This window comes from Hymenobacter glaciei, assembly GCF_039539585.1.
GTDB classification, from domain to species: domain Bacteria; phylum Bacteroidota; class Bacteroidia; order Cytophagales; family Hymenobacteraceae; genus Hymenobacter; species Hymenobacter glaciei.
In genome coordinates this window covers 59,549-76,056 of the sequence record NZ_BAABDK010000025.1, presented here as the reverse complement: position 1 = coordinate 76,056, position 16,508 = coordinate 59,549, and the positions used below count along the sequence as shown (strand labels likewise).

Annotated in this window: 14 protein-coding genes; 10 read left to right on the top strand and 4 right to left on the bottom strand. The window is 63.1% G+C overall.

Translation table 11 applies throughout. The features are described 5' to 3' along the window. Nucleotides 1-106 precede the first annotated feature (106 nt). Entirely contained in the window at nucleotides 107-1,129 is a 1,023-nt protein-coding gene (locus ABD837_RS15665; protein ID WP_345056340.1) for a KpsF/GutQ family sugar-phosphate isomerase, read from the top strand. A gap of 22 nt (nucleotides 1,130-1,151) precedes the next feature. Here ABD837_RS15665 and ABD837_RS15660 read toward each other — a convergent pair whose 3' ends face one another. After that, complete coding sequence (locus tag ABD837_RS15660; protein ID WP_345056338.1) at nucleotides 1,152-2,114, bottom strand: peptidase associated/transthyretin-like domain-containing protein; 963 nt, start codon at nucleotides 2,112-2,114, stop codon at nucleotides 1,152-1,154. Between the two features lie 161 nt (nucleotides 2,115-2,275). Here ABD837_RS15660 and ABD837_RS15655 point away from each other — a divergent pair, with 161 nt between their 5' ends. After that, complete coding sequence (locus ABD837_RS15655) at nucleotides 2,276-3,358, top strand: mannose-1-phosphate guanylyltransferase (RefSeq protein ID WP_345056336.1); 1,083 nt, start codon at nucleotides 2,276-2,278, stop codon at nucleotides 3,356-3,358. Between the two features lie 183 nt (nucleotides 3,359-3,541). Here ABD837_RS15655 and rlmB read toward each other — a convergent pair whose 3' ends face one another. Together rlmB and ABD837_RS15645 are read right to left on the bottom strand one after the other, a co-directional pair. Continuing rightward, nucleotides 3,542-4,621 carry a 23S rRNA (guanosine(2251)-2'-O)-methyltransferase RlmB gene (gene rlmB, locus ABD837_RS15650; protein ID WP_345056334.1) on the bottom strand — a complete coding sequence of 360 codons (1,080 nt, stop codon included), beginning with the start codon at nucleotides 4,619-4,621 and terminating at the stop codon, nucleotides 3,542-3,544. Continuing rightward, nucleotides 4,558-5,844, bottom strand: coding sequence for a GWxTD domain-containing protein (locus ABD837_RS15645; protein WP_345056332.1), 1,287 nt, complete (start codon nucleotides 5,842-5,844; stop codon nucleotides 4,558-4,560). Before ABD837_RS15645 ends, rlmB begins: the two co-directional genes overlap by 64 nt. 281 nt (nucleotides 5,845-6,125) lie before the next feature. Between ABD837_RS15645 and ABD837_RS15640 the strand changes: the two genes are divergently transcribed. The 8 genes from ABD837_RS15640 (at nucleotide 6,126) to ABD837_RS15605 (ending at nucleotide 13,182) form a co-directional block, all read left to right on the top strand. Then, the gene (locus ABD837_RS15640) at nucleotides 6,126-6,707 is read left to right on the top strand and encodes a Riean_0653 family protein (protein WP_345056330.1); all 582 of its coding nucleotides are present in this window, start codon (nucleotides 6,126-6,128) and stop codon (nucleotides 6,705-6,707) included. A 44-nt stretch (nucleotides 6,708-6,751) separates the two neighbouring features. Further along, nucleotides 6,752-7,333: a Riean_0653 family protein gene (locus tag ABD837_RS15635; RefSeq protein WP_345056328.1), complete on the top strand. Its 582-nt coding sequence runs from the start codon at nucleotides 6,752-6,754 to the stop codon at nucleotides 7,331-7,333. A gap of 44 nt (nucleotides 7,334-7,377) precedes the next feature. Continuing rightward, complete coding sequence (locus ABD837_RS15630; protein ID WP_345056326.1) at nucleotides 7,378-7,947, top strand: Riean_0653 family protein; 570 nt, start codon at nucleotides 7,378-7,380, stop codon at nucleotides 7,945-7,947. Between the two features lie 56 nt (nucleotides 7,948-8,003). Continuing rightward, on the top strand, nucleotides 8,004-8,561 hold the full coding sequence (locus ABD837_RS15625; RefSeq protein ID WP_345056324.1) for a Riean_0653 family protein: 558 nt from the start codon (nucleotides 8,004-8,006) through the stop codon (nucleotides 8,559-8,561). A gap of 142 nt (nucleotides 8,562-8,703) precedes the next feature. After that, nucleotides 8,704-9,411: a hypothetical protein gene (locus ABD837_RS15620; RefSeq protein WP_345056322.1), complete on the top strand. Its 708-nt coding sequence runs from the start codon at nucleotides 8,704-8,706 to the stop codon at nucleotides 9,409-9,411. 322 nt (nucleotides 9,412-9,733) lie between these two features. Continuing rightward, nucleotides 9,734-12,913 carry a beta strand repeat-containing protein gene (locus ABD837_RS15615; protein WP_345056320.1) on the top strand — a complete coding sequence of 1,060 codons (3,180 nt, stop codon included), beginning with the start codon at nucleotides 9,734-9,736 and terminating at the stop codon, nucleotides 12,911-12,913. A gap of 8 nt (nucleotides 12,914-12,921) precedes the next feature. Then, a complete protein-coding gene (locus ABD837_RS15610; protein ID WP_345056318.1) occupies nucleotides 12,922-13,047 on the top strand; it encodes a hypothetical protein in 126 nt (41 codons plus the stop codon). A 12-nt stretch (nucleotides 13,048-13,059) separates the two neighbouring features. Beyond that, nucleotides 13,060-13,182, top strand: a complete 123-nt coding sequence (locus ABD837_RS15605) for a hypothetical protein (protein WP_345056316.1) — start codon at nucleotides 13,060-13,062, stop codon at nucleotides 13,180-13,182. Nucleotides 13,183-13,450: 268 nt separating this feature from the next. On the opposite strand, the gene ABD837_RS15600 is transcribed toward ABD837_RS15605, so the two are convergent. After that, the gene (locus tag ABD837_RS15600) at nucleotides 13,451-16,462 is read right to left on the bottom strand and encodes a glycosyltransferase family 117 protein (protein ID WP_345056314.1); all 3,012 of its coding nucleotides are present in this window, start codon (nucleotides 16,460-16,462) and stop codon (nucleotides 13,451-13,453) included. Nucleotides 16,463-16,508 lie beyond the last annotated feature (46 nt).

The window sequence follows — 16,508 nt, the reverse complement described above, 5'->3', positions numbered from 1 at the left end:
GTCTTGTTGGAAAGTCGATGCGCGATGGAAGGGCGTTGTTTCGGGCTGAGGAAGCGGGCTTAGCTTCTATCCCCCAATTTTGCAAAATCAACCTTACCCCGTGCTCATGTCCGCTTTTGCTCAATCTTCCGAAGGTATTGCCGCTGCCGGAGCCGCGCCTGCTACTGCCGATGTGCTCGCCATTGCCCGCCAAGTGCTGCACGAAGAAGCCGACGCCGTGCGCGCCGTAGCCGATGCCCTGGCTGCTACGCCCGATTTCGTGGCCTGCGTGCAAGCCATCCTGCAGCTGCAGGGCCGGGTGGTGGTTACGGGCATTGGCAAAAGTGCCCACATCGCCGGCAAAATCGTGGCCACGCTCAACAGCACCGGCACCCCGGCCTTGTTTATGCACGCCGCCGATGCCATTCACGGCGACCTGGGTATGATTCAGCCCGGCGACTTCGTTGTGGCCATCAGCAAGAGCGGCGACACGCCCGAAATTAAGGTGCTGGTGCCGTTGCTGCGGCGCAAGGGCGTGCCTCTGGCCGCGCTCGTGAGCAACGCCGACTCCTACCTGGCCCAGCAGGCCACTTACATCCTGCACGCACCGGTGAGCAAAGAGGCCTGCCCCAACAACCTGGCGCCCACTACCAGCACCACCGCGGCCCTGGCCCTGGGCGATGCGCTGGCCGTATGCCTGCTCGAAAGCCGGCAGTTCACCGCCGCCGACTTTGCCCGCCTGCACCCCGGCGGCACCCTCGGCAAGCGCCTTTATCTGAAAGTGGGCGACCTCAGCCGGCAGAACCAGCGCCCGCAGGTGCAGGACGATGCGCCGCTGAAGGACGTGCTGCTCGAAATATCGGGCAAGCGCCTCGGGGCCACGGCCGTGCTCGATGCCGCGGGCCAACTCGCGGGCATCATCACCGACGGCGACCTGCGCCGCATGCTGGGCAGTTTTTCGGACCTGGAGAGCTTGCGCGCGCGCGACATTCTCACGCCCCGCCCCGCTACGATTGATGTGGAAGATTTCGCCGCCGAAGCCCTGGCCCGCATGCAGAGCCGCAACATCACGCAATTGGTGGTAACGGAGGACGGCGCGTTCGCCGGCTTCATTCACCTGCACGACTTGCTGCGCGAGGGACTGGTGTAGGAGAATTAGTCTGTATGTGGGGCTATTTGGTAGGCTCCACTTCTACGCTCAGCGCGCTTTCATAGCGGGGCCAGCAGGTTTGAGCGGCCGGAATACGCTGCCAGCCTTTATTTAAAACGTATGCCCAGGTTCGCGTATCAGCGAAGGCGTAGGGAGGACGCAGCAGCGGGCCTACTGGCTTATAGCCCACCATGTGTGACTGCGCGTAAAATTTATCGCTCCCAAGTATGTACTCCAGTGCCAGGAAAAAGCCGGTGGCTGGCAGAATGATGTCATAATCACTCAGGTCATAGCTAAACACCCCTTCTGTTCCTGAAGATATCATATAATTCTCCGTCAGCAAATCTTCGCCCGGCGGCTGTGCCGGTCCGTTGTAACGGTAAAGACGTATCCGGAAGGGTTCGCGGAAAAACCCATTCTGCCCAATGCGGAAGGTGATTGCCCGCAGCTTACGCGGCTGGTGGACGCTGCTGTCCTGAATCAGAAAAGCCCAATAGTTACTCGGCATCCCATTCCACGGCGCGGTGCAAAGCGATAGATGGATTGAGTCGGCCGGGTGTAAGTTGCCGTTGGGTGGAAACCGGTAGAGATTGTGCAGCAGCGGCAGCGTGATGTGCTGCGTGGTATCGGCCGGAATGTAGGCGCGGCCGGCATAACCGGGTAAATCAACTGCGAGCTCATCCTCTCCCGCGATAGGGTAAGCTTTATGTTTTGCCGCCGGGTATCTCAACCGAAAAAAACCGTCCTTAGCGCTGGTAGTCTGTGCGCCGTTTTTCGCAACAGGCACCCCGGCTATCGGCTGTCGGCTCACCGCATCGAGCACATAGCCGGAGACCCGAAGCATCCGCCTTTTATAGAGAGACCGAGCGGCGGACTGCGGAGCGTGCCCCGCGCAGCCCGCCACCAGAAATCCTGTCAGCAGCCAGATGCAACAGCAGCGGAAGCAGCACAGAAACAAGGTAGGACAGGAAAGGAGAGCAGACATCGAACGGAATACAGTAGCCACAGTCCCGAAAGATACAGCGGCGCCTAACTAGAACCGACCGGGCTCCCGGCCAACGCGCGGCACGATGTTCTTCTGACTAACCTGCGAACCGCCAGCGCCGCGGCGGGCGCAGGTTCGGCTTCGGCCTTACCTTTGTCGCAATGAATTCTACGTACCTCATCGTGATGGCCGGCGGCATTGGCAGCCGGTTCTGGCCTTTCAGCCGCACCCACCATCCCAAGCAGTTTCATGACGTGCTGGGCGTGGGGCGCTCCATGCTTCAGCTTACCGTGGACCGTTTTGCGGGGGTGTGCCCGCCCGAAAACGTGTTTGTAGTAACCAACCGCGACTACACGGCGCTGGTGCAGGAACACCTGCCCGATTTGCCCGCCGACCAGATTCTGGGCGAGCCCATCGGGCGCAACACCGCACCGTGCATTGCCTACGCCAGCTACCGCATCGCGCAACGCGACCCCCAAGCAACTATCATCGTGACGCCGGCTGACCACGCCGTATTGCGCGAAGACGAGTTCCGCCGCCTGATTGGCATTGCCATTGATGCGGCCCGGGCCGATGACGTGCTCATCACGCTCGGCATTCAGCCCTCGCGCCCCGATACCGGCTACGGTTACATCCAGTACATGGACGACCAGAGCCTGCCCGGCGGCCAGCTGCACAAGGTGAAAACTTTCACCGAGAAGCCTAATCTGGAGCTGGCTAAGATGTTTGTGGAGAGCGGCGACTTCCTCTGGAATTCGGGCCTGTTCGTGTGGCGCGCCGACGTGATTCTGCAAGCTTTTCACCAGTACCTGGGCGACATCGCCGAGGTGTTCGAAGAGGGCGCCGATAAGCTGGGCACGCCGCAGGAAGAGGAGTTCATCGGCGAGGCCTACTCGCGTTGCCGCAACATCAGCATCGACTACGGGGTGATGGAAAAGGCTGACAACGTGTATGTGCTGCCCGCCGACTTCGGCTGGAGCGACGTGGGCACCTGGGATTCGCTGCACCGCATTGGCGAGCGCGACGCCAACAACAACATGGTGAACGGCGACGTGCTGCTCTACGATACCAGTGGTTGTGTCATCAAAACGCCTTCGGAGCGCCTGGTAGTAGTGCAGGGCCTCGAAGACTACATCATTGCCGAGTACGACAACGTGCTGCTCATCTGCAAGCGCAGCGAAGAGCAGCGCGTGAAGGAGTTCGTGGCCGACGTGAAAGCCAAAAAGGGCAGCGGGTATAACTAAGGCTGCCTAGAACGTGGTAAGAGCCCCAGCGGGGCGGCATATCTGTAGTACGATTACATATAAAGAATGCCAAAGCCCCAGCGGGGCGACACTCGTCGAACGAGTGCCGCCCCGCTGGGGCTTTATAAATGGCATTGGCGGTTCACTACCGATATGCCGTCCCGCTGGGGCTTACCGTTTCAGTTAAGCGTTTACCCGCTGGCGGGCCACTTCAAACAGCATGATGCCAGCAGCTACGCTCACGTTGAGCGACTGAATCTGACCAGCCATCGGCACTTTCAGCTTCACGTCGGCCAGGTTCAGCAGGTCGGGCGAGATGCCGTCTTCTTCCGAACCCATGAGGATGGCCACGGGGCCAGTGAAATCGACTTCGGCGGCGCCCACGGCTTCGTCGGCTTTTTCGGTACAGGCCACGATGGTGACGCCCGACTGCTGGAGGAAACGGATGGTTTCGTGCAGGTTGTTCTCGCGGCACACGGGCAAGATGTTCAGCGCGCCGGCGGAGGTTTTCAGGGCGTCGCCGTTGATTTGAGCGGCACCGCGGCTGGGGACCACAATGGCTTGCACGCCCAGGCACTCGGCCGTTCGGGCAATGGCGCCGAAGTTGCGCACGTCGGTAATGCGGTCGAGCAGCAGCAGGAAGGGCACTTTGCCTTCCTCGAACAGCCCGGTTACAATGGTATCGAGGGGCGCGTAGTCGATGGGCGACACGAAGGCCACCGCGCCCTGGTGGTTTTTGCGGGTCAGGTTGTCGAGCTTCTCCACGGGCACCAGCTGCACCTGAATGCCAGCCGCGCGGGCAGCGGCCGAAATATCCGTAACGAGGCTATTTTTGGTGCCGCGCAACAGGAAAATCTTCTCCAGGGTGCGGCCCGCATTCAACGCTTCCTGAATGGGGCGCAGACCAAACAGCATGTCGATGCTGGCGGCCTGGGCGGGGCGGTTTTCGTAGCGGGGGCGCTCGCCGCCGGCGTTGCTGCCGCGCTGCTCGGTGCTTTCGCTGCGCTCGCGGTAGGGCGGCCGCGACTCGCCGCGGTCGGAGCGACCGGTGCGGTCGCCGGCGGCTTCGTCGCGGTTGTCGCTGCCGCCGCGGCCTTTGGGGCGGGCAGGGCGTTCGTCGAACTCGCTGCCGCCGCGGTCGGGGCGGAACTGTTTGGGGGTGACGGGGCGGTTGGCGCCGTCGTAAAAGCGGCGGCCGGCTACCGGGCGGGCAGGTCGCTGGGGACGTTCGGGCCGGTCAGGGCGGTCGGTGGGGTTCTCCATTTTTCAACGGCGGCATACCAGAGCAGTTCGTACTCGGGCCGGCGCACCAATTCGTAATAATCAGGTGCAAAGGTACTCGGTCGGGGCCGGAAGCTGTAGGTGATGGGCCCACCCGTCAGGCCACCGTCGGGATAATACCACCGCTCCTCGCCATCGGCCAGGCGGCGCACGCCCGGCGGCGGCCCCAATACTACGTACAGCAGGCCCTTATCCGTCAGCCAGCCGGCTTTGTGCGCGGCAAACAGGCGGTTAGCAGCCGTCACGCGGCCGTAGTAGCTTTTTATCAATTCCTTGCCCAGCCGTTGGTTGCCCTGGGCGATATCGAGCCAGAACTTATCCACGGCCCGCTTGGGGTCGGGCGCATCGGTCAGCTTCTGGCGCTCCTGGCTGGTGGTGAGGTAGCGTAGCGGCTCAATAAGTTCGGCCGCGGTGCTTAGCGCAGGATAGGCGTTGGGCGCCACCAGCACGGCCAGCGTGCGCGGCGCGATACCGCCCACGCCGCCCACTTTCAGCGCATACAGCCCGGGCTCCTGAAAGCGGAGCAGCTGGCCGGGGCGGACTTCGGCCGAGTCGAGCACGGGCAGTACCCGCGGCCCGGCAGGCATGGCGGCTGCATTGGTCATGGGCGGCAGGGCGGGCAGCGGGTTCACGGCGTAGCGCTTCCAGCGCACGGGTTGCAACAGGCCGTAGCTCTCGACCCCGAAGACTTCGCCGGCCCGCAGGTAGCGGCGGGCCAGCGGCTGCCCGGCCGAATCCGTGAGCACGAAGGGGCGGGCCCGCACGGCCTCGGTCAGGCGCAGCCAGGCGGTGGTGGTCGGCTCCTGGTAGTCGTCCTTCGTATCGGCCGCAGCGGTGGTGACTTGCAGCGCGGCCCCGGCAGGCAGTTGCGCAACGGGCACGCAGAAGCTGAGTTGCACGCCGCCATCGGGCGCGGGGCGCGGGTGCTGGGCGCGGCGCGCGATGCTGTCCTGCCACAGCGGGGCGCGGGCTTCGTAGCTGGGCCACAGGGCCACCCGCAACGCGTGGCCCGGCCCCAGGCGGGCGGGGGCGGGCAGGCGCAGGTACAGGCGCAGGCTGTCGCCCTCGCGGCGGGTATCCACGGTCAGGGCCGGGGCGTCGCGGTAGAGGCCGGCGAAATCGGGGCGCGGGGTGGCCAGTGGGGCGGCGGCCAGCAGCGGCAGCAGCCCGCCGAGGCAGTACCAGAGGCGGGAAGGGGAGGGCATGGCGGGTGGCAAACGCAGAGTGGTAAAGTCGTCTTCTCTTACGGAAGGTCGCACCGAAAACGCGACTACCGGCCAGTGGGGGTGGGACCACGCCTGCTAAAGCACACAAAAATGGCCCGTTGAAAAGTCTGATACGCGCAAAAGTTGGTTTGCAGCTGCTGCCGGGGGGGGCTAAACTGCGGAGGATTTGGGGCGCAGCGGTTTTATGAAGACTTCCTCAATAGGCTAACGCTGTAGCCACTTTTCCAGCCTACTTTCATTTCTCTCCTTTCCCCTCACTAATGAAAACCTGTTTCTACCTGGTCTTGGCCGTCACGTTACTGGCCGGCTGCAAAAAAGACGACCCCGCTGCCGGCCTGCCCGCCGCCACGCACACCGGAGCCAACACCGCCGGCTGCCTCATCAATGGTCAGCCATTCGTGGCCACGGGCTTCGGCAGCGGGCCCGGCAGAGTCGCCGGCTTGGGCGGCGGCTTTGCCTACGACAGTGCCTACTACCTGCGCCTCAATGGAAAGCTTGGTGGGCAGGATGGCAGCCTACATATTTTTCTGAATAGCGTTCCAGATTACAAGAACCAAGCTTTGCTTGGAGAATATTTATTAAATAACTCGACTTCTTACTTACCAATAGCGCTGCCTGGACAATGCTTGAGTTATGCTGCTTTTTTTCCTAATGACAACACACAAGAGGTGTATAGAACCGACGCACAGCATACAGGTAAAGTCGAAATTACCTATGTAGATATTAGCAATGTTAGAGTTAAACGTGTCTCCTCTGGCACGTTCGAGTCCACGGCCGTGAGCAACCTGAACCCGAACAAAACACTACGGGTCACCTCGGGCCGGTTCGACCGTCAGCAATAAGATTTCCCCTACTTCCTTTTCCGCACTCTTCTCCTTTCTGTCCCATGAAACCTTACTTGTTCCTTGGCCTGGCAGTCGCATTGCTCACGGCCGGCTGCAAAAAAAATGACCCCGAAGCCGATTTGCCCGCCGCCACGCACACCGGAGCCAACACCGCCGGCTGCCTCATCAATGGTCAGCCATTCGTGGCCACGGGCTTCGGCAGCGGGCCCGGCAGAGTCGCCGGCTTGGGCGGCGGCTTTGCCTACGGCGGTGACTACTACCTGCGCCTCGATGGAAAGCTTGGTGGGCAGGATGGCAGCCTACATATCTATTTGAGAAGCATCCCGGATTATAAGTCCAACTCATTAATTAGAACTTATCTACTAAATGAGTTATCAGCCTATATACCCATTGCAAGTCCAACGCAATGCCGCAGCTATGGGGCGTTTTTCCCAAATGATAATTCGGGCGAAGTGTACATCACTGATAATATTCATGTAGGCAAAGTAGACTTTGTCTATGTAAATCTGGCCGACTTGAACAGGCCTATAACGGCCGGCACGTTCGAGTTCACGGCCGTGAGCAGCTTGGACCCCACGAAAACCCTGCGGGTCACGTCAGGCCGGTTCGACCGCCAGCAATAAGCTTTTCGCCCACTTTCTTTTCTGCGCTTTTTCCTTTCTGTCCCATGAGACCTTACTTATTCCTCGGCCTGGCCGCCACGTTACTGGCCGGCTGCAAAAAAGATGACCCCGCTGCCGGCCTGCCCGCCGCCACGCACACCGGAGCCAACACCGCTGGCTGCCTCATCAACGGCCAGCCGTTTGTGGCCACCGGCTTTGGCAGCGGGCCCGGCAGAGTCGCCGGTATGGGCGGAGGCTTTGCCTGTGACAGTGCTTACTACCTGCGCCTAAACGGAAAAATTGGAAGTAGCGAAGGAGCGATTCATTTATTTCTGAACTCATTTCCGAGGTTCAAAAATAGAATGTTGGCAGGCGTGTATATCCTAGACAAAGATACCCCTTATATGCCAGCGGCTATTTCAAGCCAGTGTCTGAGCTATGCAGTCTTCTTGCCGAATGATAATTCGCAAGAATTGTTTGGAACAACTTCCAAAGCTGTCGGCTCTGTAAATATCACTCACGTTGACGAAGTCAATAGAATTGTATCCGGCACGTTCGAATTTACGGCCGTGAGCAGTCTGGACCCCACAAAAACCTTGCGTGTCACCTCAGGGCGGTTTGACCGCCAGCAATAAGCTCTTCTACCACTTTCTTTTCTGCGCTTTTTCCTTTCTGTCCCATGAGAGCTTACTTGTCCCTTGGCCTGGCCGCCGCGTTGCTTACGGCTGGCTGCAAGAAAAACGACCCCGAAGCCGACCTGCCCCCGGCCACGCAAGAGGGCAAAAACACGGCGGGCTGTTTAATCAATGGCCAGGTCTTCACCGCCAGCGGCTTCGGCAGCGGGCCCGGCAGAGTCGCCGGCATCGCGGGCGGCTTTGCCGAAGACAGCTTATACCAATTGCGGCTGAACGGCAAGGCAGGAGGTAAAGAATATAGCATTAGTGTATTCATTGCCAATTTTCCACGCACTGGTAAGCTACTTGTGGGTACTTATTCGCTGAATAAGAATACTCCATATTCTCCTCCCGAGCTTCCTTGGCACTGTCAGAATCACGCGACTGTAACACCGAATGATTACTCAGGAGAACTGTACGGCACGACCAGTATCTACACCGGTCAAGTACGGATAACCCGGGCGGATATAGCCCAGCGTATTGCTTCCGGCACGTTCGAGTTCACGGCCGTGAATAATCTGGACCCCACCAAAACCTTGCGGGTCACCTCCGGTCGGTTTGACCGGCAGCAATAAGCTTTCCAGACGCTGCCGCGTTAGCCGCTCCCAGATTCGGGTGCAGCACTAGCCGCGCCGGCTTTTTCCTGCTACTTTGCCGCGTGCCGGCCGGGCCGCCCCGGTCGGCGATTTTCCTTTCCTCTTTTCACTGTTTACCCGCATGAAAGACTACCAGAACGACAAGTACGAGAACTTCTTCCTGCACCTGAAAGCCTCGCGGGAAACCCTAGCCAAATTCGCCGAGTTTACGGCCACGGCCGTGGCCGCGCCCGGCGTCGAGGCCCTCATTGCCGGCCACGGGGCGGCGTTGGCGACCGCCGTGGCCGGGCTGCGCACCGACCTGGTAACGCGCCGGGGCCAGGGCGGCAATGCCCAAACCGGTACCGGGGCCGAGCAAACGGCGTTCGAGGCCTTCAAAACCTTCATTCAAGCCACCGATGTGAAGGTGCTCCGGCCCTATTTCTTCGACCACGCCGACGAGGAAAAGACGTACTACCCCGACAAGCTCAGCGGCCTCACCCAGGCCCCGGTGAAAGCCCGCGCCACCCGCCTGGCCGCCTACGTGAAAGCCCTGCAAGCCTCGCCCGACGACGCGGTGAAGGCCCAGGGCCCCGCCGCCGCTGCCCTGCTGAAGCAGTACACCAAAGCCGCCACCACCAAAACCAAGGCCCGCACCGACCTGCAGGAAACCCTCGCCGACCTCGGCCCCGGGGCCCGGGCCGTGGCCGAAGCCCTCTGGGATGTACACACCGCCGCCTGCTACGCGCACCGCCGCGCCCCGCAGCAGGCCCGCCGCTACTTCGACTACGCCAGCCTGCCCAAGCGAGTGTATGCTAAAAAGCCCGGCACTACGCTCCAGGCGGGTTAAGCACCTTTGGCAGCGCTGCCGGGTGCCTCTTAAGGGGGTAAGAAGGGCCAGGCAGCGCTGCCGGGTGCCTCCCAGGGGGGTAAGAAGCATTCGGCAGCGCTGCCCGGTGCCTCCCAAGGGGCTAAGAAGCATGCGGCAGCGCTGCCCGGTGCCTCTCAGGGGGATGAGGGAGCCCCGGCAGCTCTGCCGGACGTGAAAACCGCCCCACTGGCCGGCCCACGCACTGCGGGCCGGCCAGTGGGGCGGTTTTCACGTCCGGCGGCGCGTATCTTTAGTGCACCTGACAACGCACGACCAGGACGAACCCCAACCCCCGAAACCGATGCTGAAAAACGACTACTCCCGCGCGCTCCGGTGGGGGCACATGGGCTGGCTGGCGCTGGCCCTACTGGCCCTGCTGACCCTGCCGGGCAGCACGGCCCGGGCGCAGGCCCCCGCCTTTACGCAGGCCACTTCGTTTGGATTTCAGGCCGGGGGCGGGAGCATCTCGGGTGATAAGCTGGCCGCCGATGCCCAGGGCAATGTGTACGTGACGGGGACCTACGCGGGCGACATCGACTTTGGCAGCATCCACCTCAGCGGCGACGGCGGCTTTGTGGCCAAGCGCGGGCCCACGGGCAATTGGCTGTGGGCCCTGCGCATCGAGAAGGGTGGGAACTTCGACAGCCAAAATACCGACATTGCCGTCGACGACAACGGCTACCCCTACGTGCTGGGCAACCTTCCCGCCGCCGGGGCGCAGTTTGGCAGCACCACCCTGGCCTTGACGGGCGTGTTCGTGGCCAAGCTCGACCCCGCCGGCACCTGGCTGTGGGCCGTGGCCGGCGGCAGCAGAACCGCGCTGGGCAACTGCACCGGCACCAGCCTGGCCGTGCAGGGCAACGGCAGCGCCCTGGCCATCACGGGCCGCTTCGCGGGCAGCGTGAGCTTCGGCTCCCTTGCCGTGGCCACCACCAGCCCGAACAACACCGATGCCTTCGTGGCCCGCCTCGACGGGGCCGGCAACTGGCTGTGGGTGCAGCGCGGTGGCGGCAGCCAGTACGACCAGGGCCGCACCGTGGCCCTCGATGCCGGCGGCAACGTGTTCTGCACGGGCGACTACAGCAGCAGCACGGCCACCTTCGGCACCACCGCGCTCCCCCTCACGCCGGCGGGGGGGATAGTCGTGGCTCCCAGCGATATTTTCGTGGTCCGGCTCGATGCGGCCGGCAACTGGCTGTGGGCCTTGAGCGTGGGCAGCAACGACATAGACACCGCCGTGGGCCTGGCCGTGGGCAGCGACGGCAACGCCTACGTGGCCGGCAACTACCAAGGCTCGATGGTGACGCTGGGCAGCACCACCCTCAGCCACCGCAACTTCAACGGCCAGCCCTCGAACGAGCTGTTTGTGGCGAAGCTGACCCCGGCCGGTACCTGGCTGTGGGCCACGCGGGCGGGCGGTGCCTACGGCGCGATGGGCATCAGCCAGGCCGTGGACCTGGTGGGCATGGACCTGGCCGTGGATGCCGCCAACAACCCCTGCGTGACCGGCTCCCTGCAGGTCGGCGCCAACGTCGGCACCAGCGCCACGGCCTACTTTGGCACCAACACGCTGCTGGCCACGCTCTCCATCGACCTGTTTGTGGCCCGCCTCACGGCCGCCGGCACCTGGCAGTGGGCCCTGAAGGCCACGGGCACGGGCACGGACCGGGGCCGGGGCATTGCCAGCAGCAGCACCGGCACCGTGTACGTGGCCGGCGACTTTGCCAGCAACCAGCTCACACTGGGCAGCAGCGTGCTGACCCTGGGCGGCACGACCGACCTGGTGCTGGCCGAGCTGAGCAGCAGCGGCACCGTGCAGCGCGTGGCCACAACCCGGGGCCGCGGCGAGAGCGAAGCCAGCGCCCTGGCCAGCGATGCGGCCGGCAACACCTACGTGGTGGGCAACTTCCGCAGCGAAATCACGCTGGGCACCACCACCCTGCGCAGCCTGGGCGACCGCGACATTGTGGTGGCCAAGCGCGCGCCCGACGGGCACTACCTGTGGGCCGTGCGCGCCGGCGGCACCGAAAACGACCGCAGCCACGGCATCGCCGTCGATGGCAGCGGCAACGTGTACATCACGGGCGAATACCACAGCTTCACGGCCGGGTTTGGCAGCACCAACCTCACCGGCGGCGTGGCCAATAGCTTCACCGAGGCCAACGTATTCGTGGCCAAGCTCGATGCCCAGGGCAACTGGCTGTGGGCCACCCAGGCGGGCGGCAGCGGTTACCTCAACGACGATATCAGCAACGGCATCGCCGTCGATGGCAGCGGCAATGCCTGCATCACCGGGTATTTTCAGGGGGCTTCGGCCACCTTCGGCAGTACCACGCTCACCAACCGGTCGGGCGCGACCACGCGGGGCAGCAACCTGTTTGTGGCCAAGCTGGCCCCCGGCGGTAGCTGGCTCTGGGCCGTATCGGGGGGCTCGGTGGGCACTACCGCCATTGCCGACCACGGGGCCGCCGTGGCGGTGGACGGCAGCGGCAACGTCTCGGTCACGGGGGCGTTTTCCCGGGCCACAGCCGTGTTCGGCAGCATCACCCTCAGCAGCACCAATGCCCCCAGCAACTCTTCGCGCGAGGCGTTTGTGGCCCAGCTCAGCCCGGCGGGCAGCTGGCAATGGGCCGTGCAGGCCGGCGGCCCGCGCGACGACTTTGGCACCGGCCTGGCGGTGGATGGCAGCGGCAGCGTCTACGTATCCGGCTCCATCAACCAGACCATCACGAGCACGTCCACGGCCTATTTCGGCACCATTCCGCTCGTTGCCGCCACCGGCCACGCCTTTGCTGCCCGGCTTAGCCCGGCGGGCAGCTGGCAGTGGGCCGTGCAGGCCGGCGGCACCAACTACTATGACCTGGGCGGCCCCATTGCAGTCGACGGGTCTGGCAACGCCTACCTGGTGGCCGGCGTGGGCAGCACCGACCTCACATTTGGCAGCATCCACCCCACCACCACGCACCTGGGCGAGCTGGCCGTCGCCAAAATCGACCCGGCCGGCACGTTCCTGTGGGTGGTGCTGGGCAGCGCCCTCAACACCAACGGCAACGGCATCGTGAATGGGGCCGGCCTGACGGTGACTAGCAGTGGTATCCTTTATCTGGTGAGCACGTTTTATGGCCCCCAGGCTTCCTTCGGCCCGTTTTCCGTGGTGGGCAGTGGCAGCTACGTCGGCTACACCGGCATCCACGGCCGCACTGGCTACATTGCGCAGCTGGGCGGCACCGTCACGGGCACGCTGCCCGGGCTGGCTGCCCGCCGCGTGGCCCTGTGGCCCAACCCCACCCGCGAAACCGTGCAGGTGAGTGGCTTCGCGCCCGGCCAGGCCGTGCGGGTACTCGATGCCCTGGGCCGGGTGGTGCTGCGCGCTACCGTGCCCGCCGCCGGGCCGCTGCTGCTGCACCTGCCGGCCACGCTGCGGGCCGGCATCTACCTGGTGCAGGCTTCCGGCCAGCAGGCCCGCCTGCAGGTAGAGTAACGCTGGGCATGACTAACGAAAATGGCCGGCCCTCGCAAGGCATCCGGCTGTATCTTCTGGGCACGGCCTTGCGTCTCGACCGCACCGCTTTCCATGTCGGCACCCACGCTCAGGCCGAAGTTTATCATCGGTAGCAGCCCGAAACGATGGTCGAACGCCTGCGCGCCGCCCAGTACCTGAACAGCGTGGCGTTCAACTTCGACCTCGATAACCCGCCGCGCCTCGACCGCACCGCGTTTTCGTGCCGCGCCCACCCGCACCGCCAGTAGGAGCCTGGTTGAGCAGATAAGTAGTTGGGCAAAAGTAATCGGGGCATCGCCCGGCCCGGTCCGACCGCCCTAGGCGGTCCGACCGGTTGTCGTCAGGGCCAAACTCGGTGGTGCTTCAACCGGTCGGACCGCCTAGGGCGGTCGGACCGGACCAATGCCGAATTACTGTTGCATCCCTCCTCAAAACAAGTAGCGCAGACATTGCCACACCAAAACGGCCGGCCCGCAATGCGCGGGCCGGCCGTTTCCTTATTCATCCACCCAAAGCTTACTGCGGGTAGTACTGCTGCATGAGGCCGCGGGCCTTGTCGGCGCGGGCACGGTCGCCGGCGCGCTCGGCGGCCATGTACACGCTTTGCAGGCCCACGAGGTAGCCGCGCTGGTCGTCTTCGAACAGGCTGGCGTCGGGCTTGGTGGCGTAGTAGGCCAGCATCTGCTCCGAGCGCTGGGTCATGGTGTCGAGAATCTGGTCGGCTTTGGCTTTTTCGCCGCCTGCTACCAGGGCCGGCACCAGCTGCGGCGAGTAGTAGTCGTACGGAACGGCGGCGTCGGGCATCAGCTCCAGGGCTTTGTCGGCCACTTCTTTGGCTTTGGCTACGTTCTTGTCGGCCAGGTAGGCGTTGGCCAGGCGGGCGAATTTGTCGCGGTAGTTGGCCGGGAAGCGCAGGTTGTTCTCGTCGTAGAAAATCTTCGCGTTTTGCAGGCCGCGGTAGCTGAAAACCTTCATCAGGCGCTCGTAGGTGAGGTCCTTCTCCACGAAGCCGTCGTCGCCGCTGCGGGGGTCGTAGTTCGGGTCCTTCAGGGGCAGCAGGCGGTAGGCCATGCCTTCCATCTGGAAGTAGGGCTGCAGGTTCATGTAGTCGCCGGGGTTCACGGTGCTGCTGAAATAGATGGGGCGCTGCCAGTTGTTGGTGGCAATCATGTCGAGAATCACCAGGTTTTTCTTCTCGATGGCGCGCTTGCCCATGCTCCATTCCATCTTATCCACCAGGTGCTTTTCGCGGTCTTTGGGGATGATGCCAAGCTTTTTCACCGCCGCCGTGTCGATGGGCAGGAAGAAGTTCGGGGTCGGGAAGCTCATCATGCTCGGGCCGCCTTCCTGGTACTGCACCTGCAGCAGCGGGTTGTTGGCCTTCACCAGCTCAATAAATTCCTTCAGGTTCACGCTGGGCACGGCCGGGTTGGCGGCGAAGGGCAGCATGTCGTTGGTGCCCTGGGCGTAGGCCGTGGCCGGCATCGAGATGGGGAAGCCCTGCGACAGGTACGAGCGGCGCTTCATCTGGGCGATGTACCAGTCGGTGTTCAGGTAGCTGAGCACGGCCACGCGCACGTCGGTGCGCACGCCTTCCACCTCCTGGGCATACCAGAGCGGGAAGGTGTCGTTGTCGCCGTTGGTAAACAGGATGGCATCCTTGGCGCAACTATTGAGCAGGTTCTTGGCCGAGTCTACCGAGTTGTAGCGGTTGCTGCGGTCGTGGTCGTCCCAGCCCTGGGCCACCATAATGCCCGGAATCAGCAGGCCGGCAGCCAGCGCCAGGCCAGCGCGCAGGCCGTCGGCCTTCACCACTTTGCCGAACAGTTCGGCCAGCCCCAGCACGCCCAGACCAATCCAGATGGCGAAGGCAAACGTGGCCCCGGTGAAGGTGTAGTCACGCTCGCGCGGTTCGCGCGGCGGCTGGTTGAGGTAGAAGACAATGGCCAAACCAGTCATCAGGAACAGCAGGCCGGTTACCCAGGCATCCTTGCTGTCGCGCCGGCTCTGGAACCACAGGCCAATCAGGCCCAGGATGAGCGGCAGGGCCAGGAAGTTGTTGTGCGCCGGGCTCTCGCCAATGCGGGGGGGCAGCGACTTCGCGCTGGGGCTAAAGGGCGTAACCACGCCCGCCTGCTGCACGTCGGACTCGCGACCCACGAAGTTCCACATGAAGTAGCGCCAGAACATGTGGCCCATCTGGTAGCGGAACAGGAAGCCCAGGTTCTGGCCCATGGTGGGTTTCACGCCGTCCTGAATATCTACCCACTTCTTGTAGTTGGCAATCTGGTCGGGCTCGTAGCTGTAGATGCGCGGCAGCAGCATCTTGTCTTCGTCGCGGTACACGGGCTCCTGCTGACGCGGCAGAATCTCCTTGTAGGTGCCGGCTTTCAGGTCGCGGGCGTAGCGGGGCGAACCCTCGGAGTAGTCTACCGGCTGGGCGTTGAACTGCGGGCCGTACAACAGCGGCCGCGAGCCGTACTGCTCGCGCTTGAGGTAGCTCACGAAGCTGAGCACATCCTCCGGGTCGTTTTCGTTGATGGTGGGCTGGAAGGAGCTGCGAATCGGAACAATCAGGTAGCTCGAATAGCCAATCAGAATGAACACGAAGCAGAGCATGGCCGTGTTCAGCAGCTGGCTGCGGCGCTGGTACGAAAGGCGGAAGCCAAACCAAATCAAGCCAATGAAGACAATGAGGAAGATGAACAGGCCCGAGTTGAAGGGCAGGCCTACGGTATTGACGAAGAACACCTCGAAGTCGCCGGCCAGCGTGGGCAGGCCGGGAATGATGCCTGCCAGAATGGAGCCCACAATCAGCATGCTCACCACCAGCACGATGATACCGCCCTTGAGCGAAGGGTTGGCGGTGCGGCGGTAGTAGTAAATGAAGCCCAGCGCCGGCAGCGTAAGCAGGTTCAGCAAGTGCACGCCGATGCTGAGGCCGATAACGTAGGCAATCAGAATCAGCCACTTGTCCGAGTCGGGTTCGTTGGCGTGGGCCTCCCACTTCAGCATAATCCAGACCACGGCCGCCGTGCATAGGGTCGACATGGCGTACACCTCACCCTCCACAGCATTAAACCAGAACGAATCGGAGAAAGCAAAAGCCAGGGCTCCTACCACACCGGCGCTCAGAATGAGCAGGCTTTGGTAGCTGCTGGGCTCGATGGCCTCGGCGCCCAGGCCGCTGTTGGCCACGGCCTCACGCAGCACCAGCTTGCGGGCCATGCGGGTGATAATCCAGAATAGGAATAGCACGGTGAAGGCGCTGCTCAAGCCCGAGAGGGCGTTGACGAGCACCGCTACCTTGGTTACGTCGCCAAACGAAAACAGCGAGAACAGGCGGCCCAGCAGCAGGAAGGTGGGCGCGCCTGGGGGGTGCGGCACCAGCAGCTTGTAGGAACAGGCGATGAACTCGCCGCAGTCCCAGAACGAAGCGGTGGGCTCCAGGGTGAGCAGGTACGTGAGGGCGGCAATGGCAAAAACCACCCAGCCAACGAGGTTATTCAGGCTTTTAAAGGAGCGCATACAATCAAATGAGGCACAAATACCCGGCCGTGTGGGTACAGAACGC

What these genes read in the sequence shown, in the direction of transcription:
- ABD837_RS15665 (WP_345056340.1), top strand. Translation starts at nt 107, where the DNA reads ATGTCCGCTTTTGCTCAATCTTCCGAAGGTATTGCCGCTGCCGGAGCC.
- ABD837_RS15635 (WP_345056328.1), top strand. Translation starts at nt 6,752, where the DNA reads ATGAAACCTTACTTGTTCCTTGGCCTGGCAGTCGCATTGCTCACGGCC.
- ABD837_RS15655 (WP_345056336.1), top strand. Translation starts at nt 2,276, where the DNA reads ATGAATTCTACGTACCTCATCGTGATGGCCGGCGGCATTGGCAGCCGG.
- ABD837_RS15610 (WP_345056318.1), top strand. Translation starts at nt 12,922, where the DNA reads ATGACTAACGAAAATGGCCGGCCCTCGCAAGGCATCCGGCTGTATCTT.
- ABD837_RS15605 (WP_345056316.1), top strand. Translation starts at nt 13,060, where the DNA reads ATGGTCGAACGCCTGCGCGCCGCCCAGTACCTGAACAGCGTGGCGTTC.
- ABD837_RS15640 (WP_345056330.1), top strand. Translation starts at nt 6,126, where the DNA reads ATGAAAACCTGTTTCTACCTGGTCTTGGCCGTCACGTTACTGGCCGGC.
- rlmB (WP_345056334.1), bottom strand. Translation starts at nt 4,621, where the DNA reads ATGGAGAACCCCACCGACCGCCCTGACCGGCCCGAACGTCCCCAGCGA.
- ABD837_RS15645 (WP_345056332.1), bottom strand. Translation starts at nt 5,844, where the DNA reads ATGCCCTCCCCTTCCCGCCTCTGGTACTGCCTCGGCGGGCTGCTGCCG.
- ABD837_RS15620 (WP_345056322.1), top strand. Translation starts at nt 8,704, where the DNA reads ATGAAAGACTACCAGAACGACAAGTACGAGAACTTCTTCCTGCACCTG.
- ABD837_RS15600 (WP_345056314.1), bottom strand. Translation starts at nt 16,462, where the DNA reads ATGCGCTCCTTTAAAAGCCTGAATAACCTCGTTGGCTGGGTGGTTTTT.
- ABD837_RS15615 (WP_345056320.1), top strand. Translation starts at nt 9,734, where the DNA reads ATGCTGAAAAACGACTACTCCCGCGCGCTCCGGTGGGGGCACATGGGC.
- ABD837_RS15660 (WP_345056338.1), bottom strand. Translation starts at nt 2,114, where the DNA reads ATGTCTGCTCTCCTTTCCTGTCCTACCTTGTTTCTGTGCTGCTTCCGC.
- ABD837_RS15630 (WP_345056326.1), top strand. Translation starts at nt 7,378, where the DNA reads ATGAGACCTTACTTATTCCTCGGCCTGGCCGCCACGTTACTGGCCGGC.